The following is a 25,184-nucleotide window of genomic DNA, read 5'->3' as shown; positions in this document are numbered from 1 at the left end:
CCGGATAAACCCTTAGTGACGCCCGGCGTCCTGCGCGCGGCTTTTCATTGCGGGAGCAAATCCTTCGCGTTTCCCGCAGTCGCCTGCGATACAATCCGCGCATGTTGACCAATTGGCTGTTCGCGCGCTTCTCCCAGAGGGCAAAGCCCTCCGAATTCCCTCGTGTCGCGCGAGCGCAGCGGGGCACGCCGCATTCCTGGTGGTCCAACGCCTATCTCTATACGCCGCTATTGTCGATCATTGTGTTCCTGATCGTCATGAGCCTGATCCTCTGGAGCCTTACGCGACGCGAACAGCTCCAACAAGAGGATACGCTGTATCGCAATGTCGCCTGGGCCCAGCAGCAGATCCGACTGTCCCTGACGGAAGTCCAGGAGCAGCTTGGCGCCCTGTCGCGCGACATCGCCACCGGGCATTCGGATCCGGCCTCGCTGCTGGCTCCCACGACGGAGATTCTCGACAGCCATCCGGAAATCCTGGCGCTCGTCTGGCTCGGCCAGGACGGCGCGCCGAAATGGCGCGCGCCCATCCCGGTCAATGCGCTGCACCTGAAGCGCCCCGACGCCGACGCGTTCGACGCCGCGCCGCATGCCGGTCTCGACGAGGCACGCGACAGCCGCCGCCCCGTCTACGCGCCCATCTTCTACGATGCGCTCGGCAACGGTTACATCACGCTGCAGATGCCGATCTTCTCGAACCGGACCTATCTCGGCGCCATTGCCACGGTGTTTTCGATCGAGGGCATGTTGCGGCGAGAATTGCCCGCCGAACTGTCGTCGAAATACGAAATCTCGATCCTCGACGCGCGCGGTCACGAATTGTCGCGATCGTCCTCGCGCCCGCGCCTGTCGCGCGACGTGCATCGCGACCTGCCGCTCGACCCGCCGGGCAATGGCCTCTCGGTCCGGGTCTATGCCTATCCGCACAACACCGCGAACCTTTTCAACAACCGTCTGCTGTGGCTGATCGCCGGACTGTCCTGCTTCGTGCTCTGGAGCCTGTGGAGCGTCTGGAAACATACCCGCCAGCGCTTCGTCGCCCAACTGCAATTGTTCGACGAGGCGTCGTTCCGGCGCGCGATGGAGAACTCGGTGCTGGTGGGCATGCGGGTGCTCGATCTGCAGGGACGCATCACCTACGTCAACCCGGCGTTCTGCCGCATGACCGGCTGGGAGGAAAGCGACCTGCTCGACACGCTGCCGCCCTATGTGTACTGGCCGGCGGAATCCTTTTCCGAGATGCGGCGCCAGATCGACATGACCCTGCGCGGCAAGGCGCCGTCGAGCGGTTTCGAGATGCGCATCCGGCGCAAGGACGGCTCGACGTTTCACGCGCGCATGTACGTCTCGCCGCTGATCGACGGCAACGGCCGGCAAAGCGGCTGGATGTCGTCGATGACCGACATCACCGAACCGCGCCGCGTGCGCGAGGAATTGTCGGCCGCGCACGAACGCTTCACCACGGTGCTCGAAAGCCTCGACGCGGCGGTCTCGGTGCTGGCCACGGACGAGACGCAGCTGCTGTACGCGAACCGGTACTACCGCCACGTCTTCGGCCTGCGGCCCGACGGTCATCTCGAACTCGCGGGCGCGCTTCCCGACGAGGCGGACGAGGCCGACGATGCGATCGACATGATCGACACCTACGCCGGCATGCCGTCGGCGACGCTGACCGAAACGGCCTCGGACGCGCAGGAGATCTACGTCAAGAGCGTGGGCAAGTGGTTCGACGTGCGGCGTCAGTACATCCAGTGGGTCGACGGCCATCTGGCGCAGATGCAGATCGCGAGCGACATCACATCGCGCAAGGAAGCGCAGGACCTGGCACGCCAGCAGGACGAGAAGCTCCAGTTCGCCAGCCGCCTGACGACGATGGGTGAGATGGCGTCGTCGCTGGCGCACGAGCTGAACCAGCCGCTCGCGGCGATCAGCAACTACTGTTCGGGCGCCGCCGCGCTGGTGCGCAACGGGCGCGCCTCGTCCGAGACGCTGCTCTCGGCGCTGGACAAGACGTCGCAGCAGGCGCTGCGCGCGGGCATGATCATCAAACGCATCCGCGAGTTCGTCAAACGCAGCGAACCGAAGCGCAAGCCCGCGCGCCTCGCCGATATCGTCGCCGATGCGATCGGCCTCGCGGAAATCGAAACCCGCAAGCGCGGCATCCGCATCGTTACCGAGACGCGCGGCCGCCTGCCGACGATCTGGGTCGACACCGTGCTGATCGAGCAGGTGCTGGTGAATCTACTGAAGAACGCGGCCGAGGCGATGGCGGAGTATCAAGCCGACAAGCTCGCCGGCAAGCATGCCGACAAAACGCCCGCGGACACGTCGCTGCCCGGCAAGCCCGCCGAATACTGGCATGCGGCGGCCGACCAGACCATTCATCTGGTGGTCGTGAGCGACCCCGCGACGGTATGCGTGTCGGTGGTCGATCGCGGCCCGGGCGTCGACGAGGCCACCACCGAGCGGCTTTTCGAGCCTTTCTACAGCACCAAGGCGGACGGCATGGGCATGGGCCTGAACATCTGCCGTTCGATCATCGAATCGCATCGCGGCCGTTTGTGGGTCGAGAACAATCTCGCCGCCGACGGCCGGCGCAATGGCTGTACGTTCCACTTTACCCTGCCCGTCACGCCGGAACGGGTGCCGGGCCTGAATCAGGCCGACCCTTACCCTTTATTGAACCCCTCAACGCTACGGGAGAATCATGAGTAGCCAGCCACTCCACGCCGAAACGGTGTTTGTCGTCGATGACGACGAGGCGGTCCGCGATTCGTTACGCTGGCTGCTCGAAGCGAACAACTACAACGTCCAGTGCTTCGCCAGCGCCGAAGCGTTTCTGGAAAGCTATCAGGCCGCGCAGGTAGGCTGCCTGATCCTCGACGTGCGTATGCAGGGCATGAGCGGACTCGAGCTGCAGGAAAAACTCCTGGCCCTCGGCTCGACGTTGCCGATCATCTTCGTCACGGGCCATGGCGACGTCGGCATGGCCGTATCGACGATGAAGAAAGGCGCAAGCGATTTCATCGAGAAACCGTTCAACGAAGCCGAGCTGCTGCCGCTGGTGCAGAGCATGCTCGAACGCGCCCGCGACCAGAGCAGCGAAGCGGCCGTGCATCGCGCTTCCGCGGAACGCCTGGCGAAGCTGACCGCGCGCGAGCAGCAGGTGCTGGAGCGGATCATCGCCGGGCGTCTGAACAAGCAGATCGCCGACGACCTGGGCATCAGCATCAAGACGGTGGAAGCGCATCGCGCGAACATCATGGAGAAGCTGAACGTCAACACCGTCGCCGACCTGCTGCGTCTCGCGCTGTCCACGAAGGCCTGAACGCACCGCGTACGCGCCGCACCGCGCCAGCGATCGCGGCCCCGCGCCGTGACGCCGCATACGGGTCCGCGTGGGCTCCGGCGGGCCGATCTATAATGCACGGCATGCCGCCCGCCGGCGCCCATCCTGATATCGATGCCGCCGCGGCCCGCGCCGCGGCAGGCACGGGCTTTCCCTCACCGCCTTTTCCGACCCTCATCATCATGACCGCCACCCTGATCGACGGCAACGCCTTGTCGAAAACCCTTCGCGCCGCTGTCGCCGTGCGCGCCGCCAAGCTGACCGCCGCCGGGCACCAACCGGGACTGGCCGTGGTGCTGGTGGGCGCCAACCCCGCCAGCGAGGTGTACGTGCGCAACAAGGTCAAGGCCTGCAACGATCACGGCATCCATTCGTCGTTCGACCGCTATCCGGCCGATCTCGCGGAAACCGCGCTGCTGGCGCGCATCGACGAGCTCAACCGCGACCCCCGGATCGACGGCATTCTGGTACAGCTGCCCCTGCCGCCGCATATCGACAGCCACAAGGTGATCGAGGCCATCGCCCCCGGCAAGGACGTCGACGGCTTTCACGTGGCCAATGCCGGCGCGCTGATGACGGGCATGCCGCTGTTTCAGCCCTGCACGCCCTATGGCGTGATGAAAATGCTCGATGCGTACGAGATCCCGCTCGCGGGCGCGGAGGCCGTCGTCATCGGCCGTTCGAACATCGTCGGCAAGCCCATGGCGCTGATGCTCCTTGAAGCCGGCGCAACCGTCACCATCTGTCATAGCAAGACGCGGGACCTGGCCGCGCACACGCGACGTGCCGACATCGTCGTGGCGGCCACCGGCCGGCGCAACGTGCTGACGGCCGACATGGTCAAGCCGGGTGCGACGGTCATCGACGTCGGCATGAATCGCGACGACGCCGGCAAGCTGTGCGGCGACGTGGACTTCGCCGGGGTATCGACGGTGGCCGGGCATGTGACGCCGGTACCCGGCGGCGTCGGGCCGATGACGATCACGATGCTGCTGGTCAATACCGTCGAAGCCGCGGAACGCGGACACGGGAGTTTCTGAACGCGGCGGCCCGCTTCGGCCTGCTGCGATCCAGCCCCCTTTCACGAATCCGGATGCCTTCGGGATCCGGGCCCTTACCGGCAGGAGATGTATGACGACACCCGATAATTCTCATCCGGACCCCGTACAGGATCCACAGGCCAACCCCCTGCTCGACGGCGCGGGCCTGCCGCGCTTCGCCGACATCCGCGCCGAGCACGTGAGCCCGGCGCTGGACGTGCTGCTCGCCGCCGCGCGGGAAGCCGTCGCCACCGCGAGCGCGCCGCAAACGCCTGCGCGCTGGGACACGGTGATCGACGCATTGCAGATGGCGATGGAGCCGCTCGGGCGGGCCTGGAGCGTGGTCGGCCATCTCAGTTCGGTCGCCGATACGCCGGCGCTGCGGGCCGCCCATGCGGAAAACCTGCCGCGGGTCACGGAGTTCTATGCCGGGGTCGGACAGAACCTGGCACTGTACGAAAAGTACAAGGCCATCGACGCGGCGGTGGGCGCGCGCCTGACGCCGACGCGGCGCAAGGTGCTGGACGACTCGCTGCGGGACTTCCGCCTGTCGGGCGCCGAATTGCCCGAAGCGCAAAAACCGCGCTTCGCCGAACTCCAGGAGCGGCAGGCGAGCCTGTCGAAAGACTTTTCCGACCATGTGCTCGATGCCACCAACGCCTTCGCGTTGTATGTAACGGACGCTGCGGAACTCGTCGGCCTTCCCGAGGACGCCGTCGCCGCGGCGCGTCAGGCCGCGCAAACCGCGGAACGCGAAGGCTGGAAATTCACCCTGCACTTCCCCTCGTACTTCCCGGTGATTCAGTACGCCGAACACCGGCCGCTGCGCGAAGCGATCTACCGCGCCTACGTCTCGCGCGCCTCCGAACTGTCGCCGGAATTCGGCCAGGGCAAGGCCGAGTGGGACAACACCGACATCATGCGCGAGCAGCTCGCGCTGCGCGCGGAAGAAGCGCGCATGCTGGGCCTGGGCAGCTACGCGGATCTGTCGCTGGCCGCGAAGATGGCGGAGTCGCCGTCGCAGGTCATCGACTTCCTCGACGACATCGCGCAGCGCGCGCGCCCGTTCGCGCAGGCCGACTGGGAGGCGCTGAGCGGCTTCGCCCGCGATCACCTGGGTTTCGCGACCCTGCAGCCGTGGGATATCGCGTTCGCCGCGGAAAAGCTGCGCCAGCAGCGCTACGCGTTTTCGGAAAACGAGGTCAAGCAATACTTTCCCGAGGCGAAGGTGCTCGGCGGTCTGTTCGGTCTGATCGAGAAATTGTTCGGCGTCAGCATTCGCCCGGACGACGCGCCGGTGTGGCATCCGGACGTGCGTTTCTTCCGCGTCGAATCGGCGGGACGCCTGCTCGCGCAGTTCTATCTCGACCCGTATGCGCGCGAAGGCAAGCGCGGCGGCGCATGGATGGACGACGCACGCTCGCGTCGCCGCCGTGCCGACGGCAGCGTGCAGACGCCGGTCGCCTACCTGGTCTGCAATTTCTCGCCGCCGGTCGGCGACAAGCCCGCCCTGTTCACGCATGACGAGGTCGTGACGCTGTTCCACGAGTTCGGCCACGGTCTGCACCACATGCTGACCCAGGTCGACGAGATGGCGGTGTCGGGCATCAACGGCGTTGAATGGGATGCGGTCGAACTGCCTTCGCAGTTCATGGAAAATTTCTGCTGGGAATGGGATGTCATCCAGACGCTCAGCGGGCATGTCGACACCGGCGCGCCCTTGCCGCGCGTGCTGTTCGACAAGATGATCGCGGCGAAGAACTTCCAGAGCGGCCTGGGCACCCTGCGTCAGGTGGTGTTCTCGATGCTCGACATGCGCATCCATACCGACTATGACGCGCATGCGGAGCAAACCGTCAACGCGCTCGCGCGCGAGATCAACGCCCGGTATCACGTGATCGAGCAGTCCCCGGTGTCGCGCTGGCCGAACAGCTTCAGCCACATTTTTTCCGGCGGCTATGCGGCGGGCTACTACAGCTACAAATGGGCCGAGGTGTTGTCGGCCGATGCCTACTCGGCATTCGAGGAAGCGGCACGCGCGCACGGCAGCGTCGTGGATGCGGCGACGGGTCAGCGCTATCGGACGGAAATCCTCGAAGTGGGCGGCAGCCGCGCCGCGATGGCATCGTTCAAGGCGTTCCGGGGCCGTGAACCGAGTATCGATGCCTTGCTGCGGCACAATGGCATGAGCGCGCCAGGGGGTGCCGCGGACGCCGCGGCAGGTGCCGCGACGTGACGTGACGTACCCGGCGCGCCTGCGCCGGGGAAACTGACGTTCCGGACGCTGTACATGAAAAAAGCCGGCATCGTGAGCGATGCCGGCTTTTTTTCGGCACCGGCCCGTGGCCGGTGTCCGCCTTGCGTGACTGCCGCGCCCGGTCTACCTGTTGAACAGACCCATCACCAGCGTGACCAGGAAGATCACGACGAAGATGTAGAACAGGATTTTTGCGATCTCGGCGGCGCCGGCGGCGATGCCACCAAAGCCGAAAACGGCTGCGATGATCGCGATCACGAAGAATATGGCTGCATAACGGAGCATTACACCCTCCTGATTTATCGGCTTATGGATGCCGGGGTTGATGGCTGCGGGCCGCCCCGACGCTTCCCGCGAAAAACCGCATTTCACGTTGCAGCAGGCCTGCCACCCTCATAAAGCAAGAGATATGCCTATCGTTACGTCCGCACGGAAACCCAGGCCCGTGACCGGTTTCCGCTGCGTGCGGCGGATGGGTAGAACCTCGTGCCGGTTGCGCACTTCCTCCCTCCCCTTGACGGCGTGCCTGTGCCGCGAAAGCATGTTCCGATCGTTCCCGGCAACTTTGTCTTCCTGGCTGTAAAAAATTCCGCTCGGTCGCGGGAATGCCGACCGTACTCGTCGGCGCGGGTCCGAAGTGCCATAGCGTGGCGCCGGCCGGCGTGCGTACGATGGCGCAAAACGATGCCATGCCGACAATCGCGGCGCCGGATGGCACATGCGTTGCTGCTGCCTACGCGCCGCACGCGTATTCGGCTGTGCTTTCGGCGGATGACCTGACCGTCTCCGGCGCACCTTTCCCCTTCCAGCGAGAACCTGCATGCCCATACACAGCAAAGCGCCGGAAGGCCCCAATTTCGCGGCGGGCATCGGCATCGAGGCGATCGACGACGGCATGATCCTGCGCGGCCATGTGGACGGCGAACCGGCGCTGGCGATCCGGCGTGGCAACCTCTGGCGCATCGTCGGCGCGAATTGCAGCCACTATGGGTTGCCCCTCGAGGAAGGGCTGGTGGTCGGGGAGGAACTGCGCTGTCCCTTCCACCATGCGCGGTTCTGCCTGAAGACCGGCGCGGCGCTCGGTGCGCCGGCACTCGATCCGATCGCGAGTTGGGACGTCACGCTCGACGGTCCGATCGCACGCGCCGGCGCCCGGCGCTTGCCGCCGGCGTCGGACAACATCGCCCCGTCGGACGGCGGCGTGCGGCGCGTGGTCATCGTCGGTAGCGGCGCCGCGGGTCATGCCGCCGCCGAAATGCTGCGTGCCGAAGGCTATGGCGGCACGATCACGATGCTCGGCGCGGACCGCGATCTGCCCTACGACCGGCCGAAATGCTCGAAAGCGCTGCTGTCCGGCGAAGCGGAAGAAAAGGACGTGTTCTGGCGCGATACGGACGACTTTCGCCGGCAGCGGATCGACCTGCATACGGGGACCGTCGTGACGGCCATCGACCGGGCGGCGAACGACGTCGTCACCGCTACCGGCGAGCGCTTCGCCTACGACGCGCTGCTGCTGGCCACGGGCGCCCAACCGCGCCGCCTCGACGTACCCGGCGCCGATCTGCCGCACGTGCATTATCTGCGCAGCCTCGACGATGCACGCGGCCTGATCGCCGCGGCCAGCGCAGCGTCGCCGCACCCGCCGCGCGTCGTGGTGATCGGCGCGAGCTTCATCGGCCTGGAGGTGACGGCCGCACTGCGCACCCGCGGCCTGCCGGTGTCGGTCGTGTCGCCGGGGGCGCTGCCGCTGGAGAAACGATTGGGCCAGGCGCTCAGCGATGCGCTGCGCGACACCCACGAACAACACGGCGTGGTATTTCATATCGGTGCCGAAGTCGCCTCGGTCGACCGCGACGCGGTGCATCTCGCGAACGGCACGTCATTGCGCGCGGACCTGGTCGTGGTGGGAATCGGCGTGGTGCCGCAGCTGGATCTGGCGCGCGACGCCGGCCTCGCCGTCGGCGGGGGTATCGCCGTCGATGCCGGCTTGCGCACCAGCGCACCCGGGATCTATGCCGCGGGGGATGCCGCCGAATGGCCGGATCCGCTCGACGGCACGCCCACGCGCGTCGAACACTGGGTAGTGGCGCAGCGCCAGGGTCAGGCCGTGGCCCGCGCCATCGTGGGGCGCGGCGCGCCCTTTCGCCAGGCGCCCTTCTTCTGGACCATCCAGTACGACTTCGGCATCGGCTACACCGGCCATGCGCCGGCGTGGGACCGCATCGCCTGTGCGGGGGACCTCGCCGAACGCGATGCGAGCTTTACCTATTTCAGCGGCGGCGTGCCGCGCGCGATGGCGATCGTCAGCCGGAATCTGGACGGGTTGCTGATGGAAGCCGAACTCGAACGGCGGATGGCGGCCATCCCGCCGGAGCCCGTCATCGACACGCCCTGAGCGCGCGCCGCGCCCCAGTCACAGAATGTCGAGCGGAACCTTGCGGCGCGGTGGCGGAAACGCGGCGTCGAGATCCGCGAGATCCCGCGCGTCGAGCGTCAGCGACAAGGCTTGCGCATTCGTGCGCACATGCGCCTGATCGCCGGCCTCGGGAATGGCGATCACGCCGCCCGCGCGGATCGCCCAGGCGAGCGCGAGCGCCGCCGTCGTCGTATGGTGCCGCTCGGCGATTTCCCGCAAGGCCGGATGCCGCAGCAGGCCGGCGCCACTGCCCAGCGGAGAGTAGGCCATGACCGGCATGCGCCGCGCCGCGCACCACGGCAGCAAGTCGAACTCGATACCGCGGCTCGCGACGTTGTACAGCACCTGGTTCGTCGCGCAACGTTCGCCCTGCGGCACGCGCAGCAGGTCCTCCATGTCGGTGACGTCGAAATTCGAGACGCCCCACGCGCCGATCTTGCCCGCCGTCTTGAGTTCCTCGAACGTCGCGACCGTCTCGGCGAGATCCGCGCCGCCCCGCCAGTGCAGCAGATACAGATCGAGCCGCGGCACGCCCAGACGCCGCAGGCTGGCGTCGCAGGCCTTGCGCAGCGCCGCGCGGCGGGCGTTCTGCGGATAGACCTTGGACACCAGGTACAGGGTGTCGCGCTCGCCGGGCAGGGTTTTCGCGATCAGTTCTTCGGCACGCCCCTCGCCATACATCTCCGCGGTGTCGACGAGACGCAGACCCAGTTCATATCCCAGGCGCAGCGCAGCCACCTCCTGCGCGGCCGGGCGCCGCTCCTGGCCCAGATGCCAACTGCCCTGTCCAAGCGCCGGCACGACCGTACCGTCGGCGAATTCAATCGTCTTCATCCTTTCTCCGATCCGCCGGGCGCGGCAACTGCCCGCCCCCGGCCTGGTTTTCCGACTGCACTGGCGGCGGAATCAGGTCCGCGCCGAAGCCCGCGCTCACGCCTCGCCAAGCGACCGCAATACCGAGACCTGCGGCGCACCCGTCACCAGATCGCCGATTTCACCGCCCAGCGCACGGTAATGCGGCGTCTGCTTGTGCGCTTCGAGTGCCTGCTGGCTTGCCCAGCGTTCGATCACCACGATCCGGTCGGCATCCGCCAGGTCCTGGTGCGCGGTGTAGAAATGACATCCTGCCTCCAGTCGGCTGGATGCCACACAACGCTGCAACGCTTCCCCCAGCGCCTTGCCGGTACCGGGTTTGCCTTGCAGGACCGCTACTACGCGAATTTCGTCGCTCATCGTCGTCATTCTCCCTTGTCGTTATGCGGGACGTCCCCTGCTCCGTCTCAGCATACCGCGCCTTGCGGCGTCCTGCGCGCGGCGCGCGCGAGCGGCGGACATGCGAGGCATGACTTGTGCTTGGTGTTGGTGAGCCAGCTCAACCCATCGGGATAAAAACATGTTCAATTCGAAAAAACGTACCGTTGCCTCGCTGCTGTTCGCCGCCGCGCTCGGCTGCGGCATCGCCAGCCCGGCCTTCAGCCAGACGCCGACCGCCGACACGAGTTCGGCCGCGTCGATGGACTCGGGATCGACGAAAGCGGAAACGCACGCACAGCGCAAGGCCGACGGCAAGGCACGCCGTGCCCGCAAGAACGCGGAACTGCGCAAGCTGGAGAAAGCGGGCTACAACCCGAGCGCGAACGACCCAGACTATCCGAACGATCTGCAGAAAGCCGAGAAGAAGGCCAACGGGCAGTAATATGTCCGCCTGTGTTTCCCGCATGGCACCGCGTCGTGCGGGAAACGTTGCGGCGTGGTTCGCAGGGAATCCTCAGCGTCCCGTCACCGCGGCGCCTGTTCGCTCCGGCACCCTGTCGTCGGCTTCCTATATGTCGAAGCGCACGCCCTGCGCCAGCGGCAGATCGCGGCCGAAGTTGATCGTGTTGGTCGCGCGCCGCATATAGGCCCGCCACGCGTCCGAACCCGACTCGCGTCCGCCGCCCGTTTCCTTCTCGCCTCCGAACGCCCCACCGATCTCCGCGCCGCTGGTGCCGATGTTCACGTTGACGATCCCGCAATCACTGCCGGCGGCCGACATGAAGTACTCCGCCTCGCGCAGGTCGTTGGTGAAAATCGCCGAGGACAGGCCCTGCGGCACCGCGTTGTGCAGGGCCACGGCCGCGTCGAAGTCGTCATAGGTCATGACGTAAAGGATCGGTGCGAAGGTCTCCTTCGCGACCACCGCCGACTGCGCGGGCATGCGCACGAGGGCCGGACGGACGTAGTATCCCGCCGCGCCGATCGCCACGCGTTCGCCGCCACTGACCACGCCGCCTTCCGCCCGCGCCTGCGCCAACGCGCCCTGCATCGCGACGAACGCCGCCTCGTCGATCAACGGCCCGACCAGCGTGTCGGGCGCGAAGGGATTGCCCACGCGCACCGAATCGAACGCGCGCTCCAGCCGCGGCATCAGGCTCTCGGCGATGCTGCGGTGGATGATCAGGCGGCGCAGCGTCGTGCAGCGCTGCCCGGCTGTCCCGACCGCGGCGAATGTCACCGCGCGCACCACCAGATCCAGGTCGGCGCTGGGCGCCACCACCATGCCGTTGTTCCCGCCGAGTTCGAGAATGCCGCGGCCCAGGCGGCGGGCGAGCCGCGCGGCCACGTCGACCCCCATCGACACGCTGCCCGTGGCGCTGAGCACCGGCACCCGGGGCGATTCGCTCAGCACCACGCCGACATCGCGGCCGCCCAGCAGCAACTGATGCAGGCCCGGCGGCAGCGGGTCGGGCTGCGTCGCATCGAACGCCGCGCAGGCTTTCCGGAACAGCACATGGCAGGCGATCGCGGTCAGCGGCGTTTTCTCCGAGGGTTTCCAGACGACGGTATCGCCACAGACCAGCGCCAGCGCTGCGTTCCACGCCCACACCGCCACCGGGAAGTTGAAGGCCGAGATCACCCCGCAGACGCCCAGGGGGTGCCATGTTTCCATCATCCGGTGTCCGGGTCGCTCGGACGCGATCGTCAGGCCATACAACTGGCGCGACAGCCCGACCGCGAAGTCGCAGATGTCGATCATCTCCTGCACTTCGCCCAGGCCTTCGGAATGGATCTTCCCGGCCTCGAGCGTGACGAGGGCGCCCAGCGCCGCCTTGTGTTCGCGCAGCACGTTCCCGAACAGGCGCACCAGTTCGCCGCGACGCGGCGCCGGAATGGTCCGCCAGCCCAGAAAGGCCGCATGCGCGAGATCGATCCGGTGGCGTGCCTCCTCCGGCGTCGCCGCGGCGAGCCGCGCGAGCACCGCGCCGTCGCAGGGCGAACGGGCGGTCAGGGCGTCGCCCTGCCAGAGGGTCAGGTCGATGCCGAGCGCGGCGAGAATCGGGTGAGCGGTTTCCATGGGAGTGTCCTCATTGAAGGGGAAAGGGAAAAGGGGCCGGATGGGGCCCACCCGGGCCAAGCCGGACCACGCGAACATGCCCTGCGGCGCAGACGAGAGCACGCCGCCTGTCTCGCGCAAGATCGGTCGTTCTGCAAAACTACCGTGTACTCAAGGTGCATGGCAAGCGTGACCACGACCGGCGCCGGCGCGCCCCGTTGTGTCGGCGTAAGATGATCCTTACTTCGGCACGGTGCGCAGCAGGCGCCGCACGCACGGCACGCCCCCCCCCCCTGCGCGGCGTGCGCGCCCATCCGACATGCGCTTTTTTCCGCCTCGCGTCGCTTTTCCCCGCTTTTCCTTTTTCCGCTCAAGGATCTTTCCATGGATTACGTGAAACTCGGCCGTACCGGCCTCGATGTCTCCCGTCTCTGCCTCGGCTGCATGAGCTACGGCGTACCGGAACGCGGCCCGCACCCGTGGTCGCTGCCCGAGGAGCAGTCCCGGCCCTTCATCAAGCAGGCGCTCGAAGCCGGCATCAATTTCTTCGATACGGCGAACGTCTATTCCGACGGTACCAGCGAGGAGATCGTCGGCCGGGCGCTGAAGGACTTCGCGCGGCGCGATGAGATCGTGCTGGCGACGAAGGTGCATGGCCGCATGCACCCGGGACCGAACGGCGCGGGACTGTCGCGCAAGGCGATCATGGCCGAGATCGACGCGAGCCTGCGGCGCCTGGGCACGGATTACATCGACCTGTACCAGATCCACCGCTGGGACCCCGCGACGCCGATCGAGGAAACGATGGAGGCGCTGCACGACGTCGTGAAGGCCGGCAAGGCGCGCCATATCGGCGCCTCGTCGATGTACGCGTGGCAGTTCTCGAAAGCGCTGCACGTCGCCGAGACACACAACTGGACGCGTTTCGCGACGATGCAGAACTACGTGAACCTGCTGTATCGCGAGGAGGAACGCGAGATGCTGCCGCTGTGCGAAAGCGAGGGCATCGGCGTGATTCCCTGGAGCCCCATGGCGCGTGGACGTCTGACTCGGGACTGGGATACGAAAAGCGCCCGCTCCGAGACCGATACGTTCGGCAACACGCTCTACGCGAATACCGAGGATGCGGACCGCCGGGTGGTGGAGCGCGTTGCCGAGATCGCCGCTGCCCGCGGCGTGCCCCGCGCGCAGGTCGCGCTCGCCTGGGTGCTGCAGAAATCGGCAATCACCGCACCGATCGTCGGCGCGACGAAAGCGAATCATCTGGACGATGCGATCGCCGCATTGTCGCTGCGGTTGACGTCCGAGGAAATCACCGCGCTCGAGGCGCCGTACGTACCGCACGCGGTGACCGGGTTCAAATGAAGTCGTCGTCGATGGAGCGCCTGCGACCCATCGATGCCTTGCCATGCCACTCTCTGCTGCACACTCCACACCTTGTTTCATCACCTCGTCTCATCACCTTGTCTCATGCCGATGCCCATGTCCAGCCACTACGACCTGCACCGCGGCGACGCGCCGTTCCTGCTCTCGATCCCGCACGTCGGCACCCATATCCCCGACGAATTACGTGAGTGCTACACGCCCGAGGCGCTGGGCGTCGCCGACACCGACTGGCATCTCGACACCCTCTATGCCTTCGCCCGGGAGTTGGGCGCGACCGTGCTCACCGCGCGTTACTCGCGCTACGTGATCGATCTGAACCGCCCGGAAGACGACGCCAGCCTCTACCCCGGCAGGATCACCACCGGCCTCTGTCCGACCGAAACCTTCCGCGGCGAGCCGGTCTACCGCGACGGCATGACGCCGCACGACAGCGAGAAGCACCGCCGCGTCCAGGCGTACTGGCATCCGTATCACGCCTGTCTCGTCGAGGAACTGGCACGGCTGCGCGAACGTCACCCGCATGTATTGCTGTGGGAGGCGCATTCGATCGCCAGCGTGCTGCCGCGCCTGTTCGAGGGCAAATTGCCGGACCTGAACTTCGGCACCGCGGATGGCGCGAGCGCCGCGCCGCAGATCGAGGCGGCGCTGAATGCGGTCAGGGCTGCCGCCCCGGCCTTCACCTCGGTCATGAACGGCCGCTTCAAGGGGGGCTACATCACCCGCCGCTACGGTGCGCCCGACAAGGGGGTCCACGCGGCGCAGCTCGAGATGTGCCAGTCGACGTACATGTCCGAGACCGCCCCGTTCGATTACCTGCCGGCGCTGGCGAACCGGGTACAGCCGGTGCTGGCGCAGCTGGTCGACGCCGCGTTGCAGGCGACGGTGTCCCTGCCGGCCGAGGCCTAGGCCTCGGCGGCGGTTTCGCGTGCCACGCCGATGGGCGTCAGCGCTCTAATACCATCACGCGGGCGGCCAGACGCGGGTCGCCGGCGCCTCGACCGCGGTATCCGAAGCGGTATCCGAAGCGGTATCCGGACCGGCCGATAGGCTCGACGCTCCCGGCACCCCGGCGCCGTCCCCAAGCGTGGTGCCGGCATCCAGGGCGCTCGGCACCCCGGACGCCACGCGCGCCAGTACGGGTCCCAGGGCGACGCCGGTGTGGCTGCGCGGGTTCGCCGCGAGCGTCAGGGGGTCGGTTGCGGCGACGATCTCGCCGCCCTGGGAGCCGCCCTCCGGACCCAGGTCGATGATCCAGTCCGCCTCGGCGATGACGTCGAGGTCGTGCTCGATGACCACCACGCTGTGACCCGCCTGTACCAGCCGGTGCAGCACGCGGATCAGTTTCGCGACATCGGCCATATGCAGACCGACCGTGGGCTCGTCCAGCACGTAGAGCGTATGCGGAATCTTCTGCCCGCGCCGCGCCACGTCGTCGCGCACCTTGCTCAGTTCGGTCACCAGCTTGATGCGCTGCGCCTCGCCGCCCGACAGCGTCGGCGACGGCTGCCCCAGCGTCAGATAACCGAGCCCGACATCCTTCATCAATTGCAGCGGATGCGCGATGCTGGTCATCGCCGCGAAGAAATCGACCGCCTCGTCGACTTCCATCGTCAGTACCTCGCCGATGTTCTTGCCGCGCCACGTTACCGCCAGCGTCTCGGGATTGAAGCGCTGGCCGTGACAGACATCGCACGGCACCTTGACGTCAGGCAGGAAACTCATCGCGATCGTGCGTACGCCCTGGCCTTCGCAGGCGGGACAGCGCCCCGCGCCGGTATTGAAGGAAAAGCGCGAGGCCGTATAGCCGCGTGCGCGCGATTCGAGCGTGTCGGCAAAGAGCTTGCGGATCGTGTCCCACATACCGATATAGGTCGCCGGGCAGGAGCGCGGCGTCTTGCCGATCGGCGTCTGATCCACTTCGAGCACGCGGTCGATCGTCTCCCAGCCCGTCACGCCACTGCACCCCTGCCAGGCATGCGTGACGTCGAACTGCAGGCGGGGCGCTTCACGTGCGAGCACGCTGGAGCGGGCCTTCGCCGCATTCCGGGTCGTGCCGGAAGCGGCCTGCGCGCTTGCGCGCGCGCGTCGCGTGGCCGGCGACGACAGCACCGAACGGCCCACCGCATCGAGCAGATTCGCCATCAGCACGTCGCGCGCGAGCGTCGACTTGCCCGAGCCGCTGACGCCGGTGATCGCGACCAGTCGCGACAACGGCAGGCTCGCGGTGACGTTTTTCAGATTGTGCAGATTCGCTCCCTCGACCGTCAGCCAGCGTTCCGGCACGGCGGCACGGGCGCCCTTCGCCGGCCGCACGTCGCGTCGCGCCTGCAGCGGGTGGACGATCGGATGCGCGAGGAACTGTCCGGTCAACGAGTCCGGCTGCGCGGCGAGATCGGCGACGCTGCCCTGCGCCACCACCCTGCCGCCGCGCTTGCCGGCGCCCGGCCCGATATCGATGATGTGGTCGGCACGCCGGATCGTGTCCTCGTCGTGCTCGACCACCACCAGCGTATTGCCCTTGTCGCCGAGCTTGCGCAGCGCGTCGAGCAGGATCCGGTTGTCGCGCGGGTGCAGGCCGATCGTCGGTTCGTCCAGCACATAGCACACGCCCTGCAGGTTGCTGCCGAGCTGTGCGGCCAGCCGGATGCGTTGCGCCTCGCCGCCCGAGAGCGTGGGCGCCGCCCGTTCCAGACTCAGATACCCCAGGCCGACCTCCTCCAGGAACTGCAGACGGCCCTCGATCTCACTCAGCACGTCGCGCGCGATTTCCGCATCGCGTCCGTGCAGCGTCAACGACGCGACCCAGGCGCGCGTTTCGCTGACGGTCCAGCGTGCCACCTCCGTGATCGCCTCGTCGGCGAACGTCACCGCACGCGCCGTCGGGTTGAGCCGCGAGCCGCCGCAATCGCCGCATGGCTGGTCGCCGACATCGTCGGGCTCCTGCTGCGCGGACGGAATGGTCTGTTCGCGCCCGCGATTGTCCTCGGCGAGGAGCGTGTCGTCGTAGATGTTTCGTTGCTCGCCCGTTAGTTGCAAACCTGTGCCGACGCAGGTCGTGCACCAGCCGTGTTTGCTGTTGTACGAAAACATCCGCGGATCGAGTTCGGGGTAACTGGTGCCGCAGACCGGACAGGCGCGCTTGGTCGAGAACACCTTGGTGGCGCCGATGCCCTTGGTGCGCCTGCCCTTCGCCATCGCGATATCCAGGCCGTCGAGCGGCGCGAGCAGATGCATCACGCCCTTGCCCAGTTCGAGCGTCGCCTCCAGCAGTGCGCGCAGGGCCGGCTCCTCGGCGGCGGAAATCACCAGATCGCCGACCGGCAGCTCGATCGTGTGTTCCTTGAAACGGTCGAGTTTGGGCCAGGGATCCACGCCGAGGAATTCGCCGTCCACCCGCAGATGGGTATTGCCGCGCGCCTTCGCCCACTTGGCCAGATCGGTATAGATGCCCTTGCGGTTGATCACCAGCGGCGCGAGCAGACCCACGTGCTGCCCCTTGTGATCCCGCATCAACTGGGCGAGGATCGACTCCGCGCTCTGCGCGGTCACGGCCGCGCCGTCGTAGATGCAGTGCTGAATGCCGAGTTTCACGTACAGCAGGCGCAGGAAATGCCAGACTTCGGACGTGGTCGCCACGGTACTCTTGCGGCCGCCCCGCGAGAGCCGCTGCTCGATCGCCACCGTCGGCGGAATGCCGTACACCGCATCCACTTCCGGGCGTCCCGCCGGCTGCACGATCGAGCGCGCGTAGGCATTCAGGGATTCGAGATAGCGCCGCTGCCCCTCGTGAAACAGGATGTCGAACGCCAGCGTCGACTTGCCCGAACCCGAGACCCCGGTGATCACGTTGAATTTGCCGTGCGGGATATCGACGTCGAGCGATTTCAGATTGTGCTCGCGCGCGTTGACGATGCGCACCACGTCCTCGCCCTGCAGTGCACGCCGCGCCCGCACCACCTCGGCCGCGTGCTGAAGCGCGACGCCGTCGTCCGCGCCGCGGCTGGCGGCGAGCCGCGCCGCCGCGCCGGGCGCCATCGCCTGCTCGTACGCGATCAGGGCCTGCCCGGTATGCGACTGCGCGCATCCCTGCAGATCCTGTGGCGTGCCCACGCAGACCACTTCGCCGCCGGCGTCGCCGCCCTCGGGACCGAGATCGATGATCCAGTCCGCCGCGCGAATGACGTCGAGATTGTGCTCGATGACGATCAGCGAATGACCGCGTTCGAGCAGGCGCCGCATCGCCTGCATGAGCTTGGCGATGTCGTCGAAATGCAGGCCGGTGGTCGGTTCGTCGAACATGAAGAGACGCGCCGGCCCGCGTGGCGCGTCGCCGGAGGTCTCGGCCAGAAAGCCCGCCAGCTTCAGCCGCTGGGCCTCGCCGCCGGACAGGGTCGGTACCGGTTGACCGAGCTTCACGTATTCGAGCCCGACGTCCACGATCGGCTGCAACACGCGCAGCACCGCGGCATCGCCGGCGAACAGCGCGACCGCTTCGCTGACCGTGAGTTCCAGCACGTCCGCGATGCTCAACTCGCGCGCCGTGGCTGGCGCGCCGTCGTCGCCGTCCGTGCCGGGCAGCGTCCTTTCGATCTTCACATCGAGGATCTCCGGCCGGTAGCGGCGGCCGTCGCAGTCGGGACAGCGCAGATAGACGTCGCTCAGGAACTGCATTTCGACATGCTCGAAGCCCGAGCCGCCACAGGTCGGACACCGCCCGTCGCCCGAATTGAAGCTGAACATGCCGGCGCCATACCCGCGTTGCGCGGCAAGCGGGGCTTTCGCAAACAGTTTGCGCAGTTCGTCGAAGGCGCCCACATAGCTGGCCGGGTTCGAACGCGCGGTGCGGCCGATCGGCGACTGGTCGACGAAGACCACGTCGCTGAGCGCCGCTTCGCCGGACAGCGCACGGTACGCGCCGGGCGTTTCGCTGGCCTTGCCGAAATGGCGGGCCAGCGCCGGCGCCAGCACGTCCTGGATCAGCGTCGATTTCCCGGAACCCGAGACACCCGTCACGCACACCAGCCGCTGCAACGGGATTTCGACGGTGACGTCGCGCAGGTTGTGCGCGGTGACGCCTTCGAGCACCAGGCGCGGCGTGCCCGCGTCCACCGCCCGCCGCTGCCAGTTCGTCGCGTTCGCAACGTGCCTGCGCCCGCCCAGGTAGGCACCCGTGAGCGTGTCGCTCTGCTCGATATCCTGCGGCAAACCGTCATAGACGATGGCGCCGCCACGTTCGCCGGGCCCCGGGCCCATGTCGATCAGCCGGTCCGCGGCGAGCATCACCGACGGATCGTGCTCGACCACCACCAGCGTGTTGCCGGCATCGCGCAGCCGGTGCATCGCCTCGACGATGCGGTTCAGGTCGCGCGGATGCAGACCGATGCTGGGCTCGTCGAGCACGAACAGCGTGTTGACCAGCGAGGTGCCCAGCGCGGTCGTCAGATTGATGCGCTGCACTTCGCCGCCCGACAGCGTGCGGCTTTGCCGGTCGAGCGTCAGATAGCCGAGCCCGACGTCGCACAGATAGCGCAGACGCGTACGGACTTCCTCGTGCAGCAGCCTGAGCGCATCGTCGAGCAGCGTGCTGGGCAGCGTGAGCGTGTCGAAGAAGCGCCGGATGCGCTCGATCGGCATCAGCATCAGGTCATGCACGGTCAGACCGGGCAGGGCCGCGAGTTGCGCCGGCGTCCAGCTCACCCCACGCGGCATGAAACGCCCGGCCGGCGCCAGCACCGCGTCCGCCTGCGGCTTCGTGCCCAGGCGCCAGAGCAGCGATTCGGTTTTCAGGCGCGCGCCGTCGCACGTCGGACAGCGGGTGTAGCTGCGGTACTTCGACAGCAGCACCCGGATATGCATCTTGTACGCTTTCGATTCGAGATAGTCGAAGAAGCGCCGCACGCCGTACCATTGGGTCTTCCACTTGCCCTTCCAGTCCGGCGCGCCGTCGATCACCCAGTCGCGCTCCCGCTGCGTAAGTTCGCTCCACGGCACACCGCAGCGCACGCCCGCCGGCCCGGCATGGCGCAGCAGATCGTCCTGATTTTCCTTCCAGGCCGGCGTCTGCATCGTCTTGACCGCGCCCTCGCGCAGGGTCTTGCGCTCGTCCGGGATCACCAGGCCGAGGTCGACGCCGATCACGCGGCCAAAGCCGCGGCAGGTCTCGCAGGCGCCGTACGCGGAATTGAAGGAAAACAGCGCCGGCTGCGGTTCGGCATAGCGGATGTCGCTATCCGGGCTGTGCAGCCCGGTGGAGAAGCGCCAGATCGCCGGTTCCGCCGTGTCGTCCAGACAGTACACGTCGACGCGGCCGGTGCCGCGCAGCAGCGCGCCCTCGATCGCCTCCATCGCCCGCACCCGCTCGGTGCCGTGCAGGCGGAAGCGGTCCGCCACCACGTCGAGCAGTTGCCGCTCGCCGCTCTCGGTCGCCACCGTGCGCCTGGCCTGCACGCGCGTGTAGCCGCTGGCCGACAGCCACTGCTCGATTTCGGCGTCGCTCGCCGTGGCGGGCAGCTCCACCGGAAACGTGATCGCGATCCGGGGATCGCGCTCGCGCGTGCGCTCCAGCAGGGTCGCGTAGATCGTCTCGGGCGTGTCATGCCGCACCTGACGCGCCGTCTCCCGGTCGAACAGCTCCGCCGCGCGCGCATAGAACAGCTTCAGATGATCGTTCAGCTCGGTCATCGTCCCGACCGTCGAGCGCGAACTGCGCACCGGATTGGTCTGATCGATCGCGATCGCAGGCGGCACGCCGTCCACGCGGTCGACCTGCGGACGGTCCATCCGGTCGAGAAACTGCCGCGCATAGGCGCTGAAGGTTTCGACATAGCGGCGTTGTCCCTCCGCATACAGGGTGTCGAACACCAGACTCGATTTGCCCGATCCGGAAGGCCCGGTGACGACGGTCATTTCACCGGCGTACAGGTCGAGATCGATATTTTTGAGATTGTGCTGGCGTGCGCCGCGGATGCGGATGGGCTTGTTTGACGACACTATTCCTGTCCGATTCAATGAGGCAGATCGATTCGAAGACGGCGGCGGCGCGCCTGCGCGCAGGGCGGCGTCCGCTGGCCGGGGTAACAAACAGAATACACGCAGAAACCTGGCCGCTCAGGGGGGGCGACCTGGCCGAAGCGCGATGGATACTGTACACCCATACAGTTTCGGCTGCACGACCCGGACGCGCGGCGGCGCGCCGGAACCGCTTGTCGAGGCACGTAAGCCGTTGAAAACGCTAAGCACAAAATTTCTCAACTTCGCGTGACCGTTGCCGTTAATCAGCTATCCGCACGATTGCGGCGATCGGTTCTGGAGACCCCAAGATGAGCAACTCGCAACAAGACATCGAACAACGCGTTCGGCTCGCAGGCAACAACATGTTCGAATTATTGTTGTTTCGCCTGGGAGAATCGCCGGAGTCGTCGCAACGGGAACTGTATGGCATCAACGTTTTCAAGATCCGCGAGATCCTGGCGATGCCGCCCATCACCGCCATCGCCGGCTCGCCCCCGGAGATTCTGGGCGTCGCCGACATTCGCGGCCAGATCCTGCCCGTGATCGATCTGCCGCGCATCACCGGCTGTACTCCGCGCAGCGGCCACAAGATCCTGCTGGTGACCGAATTCGCCCGCACCACCCAGGGTTTCGCGGTCGAGGAGGTCGAAGAGATCGTGCGTCTCGAATGGAATCAGGTGCTGTCGGCGGAAACCTGCTCGGGCGGCAACACGGTGACGAGCTTCGCCCGGCTCGACGGCAATGTCGACGGTTCGCGCCTCGCGCAGGTCCTCGATGTCGAGCAGATCCTGCGCGATGTCATGCCCGCGGCCGAGCAGGAGATCAATGAATCGAGCGTGGGCCGGCTGCTGCTCAAACCCGGCGCGCGGGTGCTGGCGGCGGACGACTCCGGCGTGGCGCGCAGCCTCATCGAGCAAAGTCTGTCGGCGATGGGCGTGCCCTATGTCATGACCAAGACGGGTCAGGAAGCCTGGGCCGTGCTCGAAAGCGCGCAGCGCAAGGCGCTGGAAGCCGGTACCGACGTCACCGACGATATCGCCCTGGTCCTGACCGATCTCGAAATGCCCGAGATGGATGGCTTCACCCTGACGCGCCGCATCAAGGCCGCGAGCGGCCTGCAGGCGATCCCGGTCGTGATCCATTCATCGCTGTCGGGTTCCGCGAACGAAGAACATGTACGCCGCGTGGGCGCGAATGCCTATGTCTCGAAGTTCGTCGCCGAGGAGCTGGCCACCGTCATGCGCGAGGCGATGCGCAAGACCGGCACCTGAGGTACCTGGAGCACCGCGCCCCGGCCGTCTGACCGGGGCGTTTCAAGCCGTGCCACGCGCGCCGATATTCCGGAGCATGCGGTCCAGCGCCACGATGTCGAAGGGCTTGGAAAACACCGGCCGGTTCGCCTGCCGCGCCCGCTCCAGTTCACGGGTATAGCCGGTCACCAGCAGCACCGGGAGTCGCGGAAATACCTGCGCCAGCCGTTCGGCGAGGTCGATGCCGTTCATCGCGCCGGGCATCTGAATGTCCGAGACCACGACATCGATCGCGCTCGCCGCGCCGCGCTCGAACAGCGCCATCGCCGCGTCCGCGGTGACGGCCCGCTGCACCGTATGCCCCATGGTCGCCAGCAACGCCCCGTTGGCCTCGGCCACCGCGTCGTCGTCCTCCACCAGGAGGATGCGCAGCGCCACCGCGGCGGCCGGGTCCGCCGGCTGCACCGCGGCGGCGACGACCGGCCGCAGCGCCGACGTTGCGTGTTGCCCCATCGGCACTGCTGGCACCACGTGTTGCATCGCGTGTTGCGTCGGTTGTGGCAGCGTATCGCGCGGCAAATAGAGGGTGACCGTGGTCCCGTCGCGCGGCACGCTCTCGATTCGGGCCATGCCGCCCGCCTGTTCGCAGAACGCAAAGACCTGCGGCAGGCCCAGCCCCATGCCCCGCCCTTTGCTTTTCGTCGAGAACAGGGGTTCGAACGCCCGCGACAGCACCGCCGGCTCCATGCCGATGCCGGTGTCCCGCAACGTGATGCACACGAATTCACCCTGCAACGACGGCGCCTCCCGCCCATCGCACCAGCGCGTCGCGGCTCGGATCGTGAAACGGCCACCAGCGGGCATCGCGTCGCGCGCATTGAGCGCGACGTTGGTGAGCGCCAGTTCGAATTCGTAGGGATCGACGCGAACGCGGCAGGCATCGGGCACGGTCCACGACAGGACCACGACGCTACCCAGCACTTCGCGCAGGCGCTGTTCCTGCATGGCAAGCCAGCCGTACAGTGCGATTGGCTCGACGCGCAGCGGCTGCTTGCGCGCCACGCCCAGCAATTGGCGCGTGAGGCTCTGCCCGTCGCGCACGGCCCGCTCGATCGCCGCGATCTGAGGCGCCACCTTCGGCGCATCCGCGAACCGGACCAGCTGCGTATTCGCCGAGACGACCATCAGCAGATTGTTGAACTCATGCGCGACGTTGCCCACGAGGCGCCCGAGCGCTTCCATCTTGAGCGACTGCCGATAGGCTTCCTCGACTCCCTTGCGCACGGCGACTTCCGCCTGGAGCTCGCGCCAGTCCCGCTCGCCGCGTGCAAGCCGGTGCAACGACCAGGCGATGACGCTCCACAGCAACAGGCACGGCAGCAACAACGAGGCCGTCAGCAGGCCCATGTGACGCAGCCATTCCGCCCGGATGGCGGCCAGCGAAACGCTGGCGCTGACGAAGACCGGAAAGCCGTCCACCTTGCGAAAAGCCAGCACGCCGGTGCCCGCATCGCCGGTGCCCGCGTCGAACACCGAGCGCGGCGTGAACAGTCCGGCCGTTTTCCCCGCCGCCAGCGCGTGGAGCGCCGCCGCGTTCTCGCCGCCGTCCGAAACGGGATCCACGGCGAAAGCCGGCCCGTTTGCGCTCCCGGCGTCGGTCCCGGCCGGCGCATGCGCTTCCACGGCCGGAGGATAGCGGGCGAGCACCGCGCCATCGATGCGGCTCAGCCGCAAGCTCCAGGGCGGCGACACGCCGGCGGTCTCGCGATAGAACGCCGTGAAATAGCGGGGACGCAGGGCGATCGACACGATGCCATCGAAGCCGCCATCCGCACGGGTGCGTCTGGCGGTGGTGCTGAAGAGCCGTTCATGGCTGATCGCGCCGACAAACAGCGGCGATACTTCGTCGAGTGCCCTGCCCGCCATCGCGCCGCGCAGATAGGGCTGACGCGTCAGAGCGACGCGCGGCACCGGATAGGCGATGCTCGATGCCACGATCGCCCCCTGCGCATTCGTGACGTAGATCGAGACGACCGACGGAATATGCAGGGCCATCGCGCACAGGTGCGCGTGGATGCGCGGCTGCAACCTCTCGAAGTCGCCGTCGTCGAACCCGTCGAGGTAATCGACGACCTGCTGTTCGAGCGCTTCGTTGAGCTGCAACACTTTGAGCGCATGCTCTTCCACCGCACACGCGGTGCGCATGGCGACGGTGGCGTAGGTCGCCACGCGGTCGTGCCAGTCATTGACCGCGACGATCGAGATGAACAGGGCGGCGAGAATGGCCGACCCTCCGGCCACCATCCGCAGCAAATTTCTCTGGAGTTCAAAGGAGCGGCCCGCCGTCGCCTGTTCACGATCGGCATCGGCCGCTTCCTGCGCACGCGATGCGCTCACGCTGGACCGCACACCATCCGCACGCATCTCGGGACCAAACATATGTCCTCCTGCGGCGTTCGAGGACCGGCGCGCCCTCCACGCGTGGCACGACGCCTCGGCACGTGGCCCCCTATGGCCGCATCTGCTTCCTATCCCTTCCCGCGCGGCAGGAATTGCCCGCCACGCGGCAGCCTCAATGCGCTTTCGCGAGTTCCGCTTCGACCGCCGCCAGCAGGCGGGGATCGTCCGCGGCGACGTCCGGCGCGAATCGTCCCACCACTTCGCCCTCGGCATCGACCAGGAACTTCTCGAAATTCCACAGGACTTCGGGCGCCGTGTTGGGCGTCATGCCATAGCCTTCGAGGCGCTCCCGGAAGGGGCCGTCGCCGGTCGCATGCGGCTGCGCGATCGTCAGCGCGTGGTACAGCGGATGCTGATCGGCGCCCACGACCGAGATCTTCGAGAACATCGGGAACGTCACGTCGTAGGTCAGGCTGCAAAACGATGCGATCTCCGCGTCGCTGCCCGGCTCCTGGCCCTTGAAGTTGTTCGCCGGAAAGCCCAGGATCTGCAGCCCCTTGGCGTGCCAGTCCTTGTACAGCTTCTCCAGACCTTCGTATTGCGGCGTGAGTCCGCACTTCGACGCCACGTTGACGACCAGCAGCACCTTGCCCTTGAATTGGGCAAGTGTCGTCGGCGACCCGTCGATCGATTGGACGGGGATATCGTAAATGGTCTGGGTCATGGCGTTGTCCTCGGCAGCTGTGTTGAACGGAATCGGATC

16 protein-coding genes are annotated in these 25,184 nt (G+C 67.1%); 9 read left to right on the top strand and 7 right to left on the bottom strand.

Annotated features, from left to right (window positions below):
- Window positions 1-101: 101 nt before the first annotated feature.
- The 4 genes from OVY01_RS12210 to OVY01_RS12195 all read left to right on the top strand — a co-directional run bounded on the left by OVY01_RS12210 (window position 102) and on the right by OVY01_RS12195 (window position 6,624).
- Window positions 102-2,714 carry a PAS domain S-box protein gene (locus OVY01_RS12210; protein WP_267847849.1) on the top strand — a complete coding sequence of 871 codons (2,613 nt, stop codon included), beginning with the start codon at window positions 102-104 and terminating at the stop codon, window positions 2,712-2,714.
- Window positions 2,707-3,327 carry a response regulator transcription factor gene (locus OVY01_RS12205; protein ID WP_267847848.1) on the top strand — a complete coding sequence of 207 codons (621 nt, stop codon included), beginning with the start codon at window positions 2,707-2,709 and terminating at the stop codon, window positions 3,325-3,327. Before OVY01_RS12210 ends, OVY01_RS12205 begins: the two co-directional genes overlap by 8 nt.
- A 203-nt stretch (window positions 3,328-3,530) precedes the next feature.
- The gene (gene folD, locus OVY01_RS12200; RefSeq protein ID WP_267847846.1) at window positions 3,531-4,388 is read left to right on the top strand and encodes a bifunctional methylenetetrahydrofolate dehydrogenase/methenyltetrahydrofolate cyclohydrolase FolD; all 858 of its coding nucleotides are present in this window, start codon (window positions 3,531-3,533) and stop codon (window positions 4,386-4,388) included.
- Between the two features lie 91 nt (window positions 4,389-4,479).
- Window positions 4,480-6,624 (top strand): M3 family metallopeptidase, encoded by a 2,145-nt coding sequence (locus tag OVY01_RS12195; protein WP_267847845.1) that lies wholly within the window; start codon window positions 4,480-4,482, stop codon window positions 6,622-6,624.
- Between the two features lie 144 nt (window positions 6,625-6,768).
- On the opposite strand, the gene OVY01_RS12190 is transcribed toward OVY01_RS12195, so the two are convergent.
- On the bottom strand, window positions 6,769-6,930 hold the full coding sequence (locus OVY01_RS12190) for a DUF1328 domain-containing protein (RefSeq protein ID WP_267847844.1): 162 nt from the start codon (window positions 6,928-6,930) through the stop codon (window positions 6,769-6,771).
- 535 nt (window positions 6,931-7,465) lie between these two features.
- On the opposite strand from OVY01_RS12190, the gene OVY01_RS12185 reads away from it, so the two are divergent.
- Window positions 7,466-9,040 (top strand): FAD-dependent oxidoreductase, encoded by a 1,575-nt coding sequence (locus OVY01_RS12185; RefSeq protein ID WP_267847843.1) that lies wholly within the window; start codon window positions 7,466-7,468, stop codon window positions 9,038-9,040.
- Between the two features lie 18 nt (window positions 9,041-9,058).
- Here the strand turns inward: OVY01_RS12185 and OVY01_RS12180 are convergent, their stop codons facing one another.
- Both OVY01_RS12180 and OVY01_RS12175 read right to left on the bottom strand, forming a co-directional pair.
- Window positions 9,059-9,907: an aldo/keto reductase gene (locus OVY01_RS12180; RefSeq protein WP_432422242.1), complete on the bottom strand. Its 849-nt coding sequence runs from the start codon at window positions 9,905-9,907 to the stop codon at window positions 9,059-9,061.
- A gap of 84 nt (window positions 9,908-9,991) precedes the next feature.
- Entirely contained in the window at window positions 9,992-10,294 is a 303-nt protein-coding gene (locus OVY01_RS12175) for a putative quinol monooxygenase (protein WP_267847841.1), read from the bottom strand.
- Window positions 10,295-10,454: 160 nt separating this feature from the next.
- On the opposite strand from OVY01_RS12175, the gene OVY01_RS12170 reads away from it, so the two are divergent.
- Window positions 10,455-10,757: a DUF4148 domain-containing protein gene (locus OVY01_RS12170; RefSeq protein ID WP_267847840.1), complete on the top strand. Its 303-nt coding sequence runs from the start codon at window positions 10,455-10,457 to the stop codon at window positions 10,755-10,757.
- 126 nt (window positions 10,758-10,883) lie between these two features.
- Here OVY01_RS12170 and amaB read toward each other — a convergent pair whose 3' ends face one another.
- On the bottom strand, window positions 10,884-12,395 hold the full coding sequence (amaB, locus tag OVY01_RS12165) for an L-piperidine-6-carboxylate dehydrogenase (protein WP_267847839.1): 1,512 nt from the start codon (window positions 12,393-12,395) through the stop codon (window positions 10,884-10,886).
- 363 nt (window positions 12,396-12,758) lie between these two features.
- Here amaB and OVY01_RS12160 point away from each other — a divergent pair, with 363 nt between their 5' ends.
- Both OVY01_RS12160 and hutG read left to right on the top strand, forming a co-directional pair.
- Window positions 12,759-13,739: an aldo/keto reductase gene (locus OVY01_RS12160; protein WP_267847838.1), complete on the top strand. Its 981-nt coding sequence runs from the start codon at window positions 12,759-12,761 to the stop codon at window positions 13,737-13,739.
- A gap of 117 nt (window positions 13,740-13,856) precedes the next feature.
- On the top strand, window positions 13,857-14,666 hold the full coding sequence (gene hutG / locus OVY01_RS12155; RefSeq protein WP_267848068.1) for an N-formylglutamate deformylase: 810 nt from the start codon (window positions 13,857-13,859) through the stop codon (window positions 14,664-14,666).
- Between the two features lie 54 nt (window positions 14,667-14,720).
- On the opposite strand, the gene uvrA is transcribed toward hutG, so the two are convergent.
- Window positions 14,721-20,750: an excinuclease ABC subunit UvrA gene (gene uvrA, locus OVY01_RS12150; protein ID WP_267847836.1), complete on the bottom strand. Its 6,030-nt coding sequence runs from the start codon at window positions 20,748-20,750 to the stop codon at window positions 14,721-14,723.
- Window positions 20,751-21,079: 329 nt separating this feature from the next.
- Between uvrA and OVY01_RS12145 the strand changes: the two genes are divergently transcribed.
- On the top strand, window positions 21,080-22,042 hold the full coding sequence (locus tag OVY01_RS12145; RefSeq protein ID WP_267847835.1) for a chemotaxis protein: 963 nt from the start codon (window positions 21,080-21,082) through the stop codon (window positions 22,040-22,042).
- A gap of 42 nt (window positions 22,043-22,084) precedes the next feature.
- On the opposite strand, the gene OVY01_RS12140 is transcribed toward OVY01_RS12145, so the two are convergent.
- Entirely contained in the window at window positions 22,085-24,460 is a 2,376-nt protein-coding gene (locus tag OVY01_RS12140) for an ATP-binding protein (RefSeq protein ID WP_267847834.1), read from the bottom strand.
- Between the two features lie 133 nt (window positions 24,461-24,593).
- Window positions 24,594-25,145: a glutathione peroxidase gene (locus OVY01_RS12135; protein WP_267847832.1), complete on the bottom strand. Its 552-nt coding sequence runs from the start codon at window positions 25,143-25,145 to the stop codon at window positions 24,594-24,596.
- Window positions 25,146-25,184 lie beyond the last annotated feature (39 nt).

This window comes from Robbsia betulipollinis, from assembly GCF_026624755.1.
In the GTDB taxonomy this organism is placed as follows: domain Bacteria; phylum Pseudomonadota; class Gammaproteobacteria; order Burkholderiales; family Burkholderiaceae; genus Robbsia; species Robbsia betulipollinis.
The sequence above is the reverse complement of the archived record's forward strand: the minus strand, read 5'-3'. Positions and strand labels throughout refer to the sequence as shown.

Coding starts and splice junctions, on each gene's coding strand:
- OVY01_RS12210 (WP_267847849.1), top strand. CDS start 102: ATGTTGACCAATTGGCTGTTCGCGCGCTTCTCCCAGAGGGCAAAGCCC.
- OVY01_RS12205 (WP_267847848.1), top strand. CDS start 2,707: ATGAGTAGCCAGCCACTCCACGCCGAAACGGTGTTTGTCGTCGATGAC.
- folD (WP_267847846.1), top strand. CDS start 3,531: ATGACCGCCACCCTGATCGACGGCAACGCCTTGTCGAAAACCCTTCGC.
- OVY01_RS12195 (WP_267847845.1), top strand. CDS start 4,480: ATGACGACACCCGATAATTCTCATCCGGACCCCGTACAGGATCCACAG.
- OVY01_RS12190 (WP_267847844.1), bottom strand. CDS start 6,930: ATGCTCCGTTATGCAGCCATATTCTTCGTGATCGCGATCATCGCAGCC.
- OVY01_RS12185 (WP_267847843.1), top strand. CDS start 7,466: ATGCCCATACACAGCAAAGCGCCGGAAGGCCCCAATTTCGCGGCGGGC.
- OVY01_RS12175 (WP_267847841.1), bottom strand. CDS start 10,294: ATGAGCGACGAAATTCGCGTAGTAGCGGTCCTGCAAGGCAAACCCGGT.
- OVY01_RS12170 (WP_267847840.1), top strand. CDS start 10,455: ATGTTCAATTCGAAAAAACGTACCGTTGCCTCGCTGCTGTTCGCCGCC.
- amaB (WP_267847839.1), bottom strand. CDS start 12,395: ATGGAAACCGCTCACCCGATTCTCGCCGCGCTCGGCATCGACCTGACC.
- OVY01_RS12160 (WP_267847838.1), top strand. CDS start 12,759: ATGGATTACGTGAAACTCGGCCGTACCGGCCTCGATGTCTCCCGTCTC.
- hutG (WP_267848068.1), top strand. CDS start 13,857: ATGTCCAGCCACTACGACCTGCACCGCGGCGACGCGCCGTTCCTGCTC.
- OVY01_RS12145 (WP_267847835.1), top strand. CDS start 21,080: ATGAGCAACTCGCAACAAGACATCGAACAACGCGTTCGGCTCGCAGGC.
- OVY01_RS12140 (WP_267847834.1), bottom strand. CDS start 24,460: ATGTTTGGTCCCGAGATGCGTGCGGATGGTGTGCGGTCCAGCGTGAGC.
- OVY01_RS12135 (WP_267847832.1), bottom strand. CDS start 25,145: ATGACCCAGACCATTTACGATATCCCCGTCCAATCGATCGACGGGTCG.